This is a genomic window from Pseudophaeobacter profundi (assembly GCF_029697505.1).
Taxonomy (GTDB): domain Bacteria; phylum Pseudomonadota; class Alphaproteobacteria; order Rhodobacterales; family Rhodobacteraceae; genus Pseudophaeobacter; species Pseudophaeobacter profundi.
In genome coordinates this window covers 1-381 of the sequence record NZ_JARJEF010000106.1, presented here as the reverse complement: position 1 = coordinate 381, position 381 = coordinate 1, and the positions used below count along the sequence as shown (strand labels likewise).

Genomic DNA, 381 nt, shown 5'->3' with positions numbered 1-381 from the left:
ATTGAGTACAGTATATCCCGATCAATAACTAGCTGGCAAAAACGGCAGAACGCTTGTCTCTATTCTTGGCCCTCGTTATACAACGAGCCTTGAAGTTTGCTTGATTCAACAGATGCCTCTCAATCTTGGACTGCTTGTGGGCAGCGAGGTTCAGATGGACCAACTTCTCTCCCAGTTCAAACACTTCACGCAGCAAATCGTTCTCAGAGAGGTGAAGGTTCATTCCGGAGCCAAGTACCTGACAGAACGCATCGTACTGCTTCTTCCTGCACCACGAGTCCAGAGCCAACGTCTCCTGGCCGAACCTCACCTGGATATTGGGCGGCATGTCATCCTCGACATATTTGAGTATGTCGCGGAAGCTGCTGCGCTGCGTCTTGC

Annotated in this window: 1 protein-coding gene; it reads right to left on the bottom strand. The window is 50.7% G+C overall.

The features are described 5' to 3' along the window. Positions 1 to 28: 28 nt before the first annotated feature. Positions 29 to 381 (bottom strand): hypothetical protein (locus tag P2081_RS20455; RefSeq protein ID WP_278924629.1); only part of this gene is annotated, 353 nt, incomplete at its 5' end.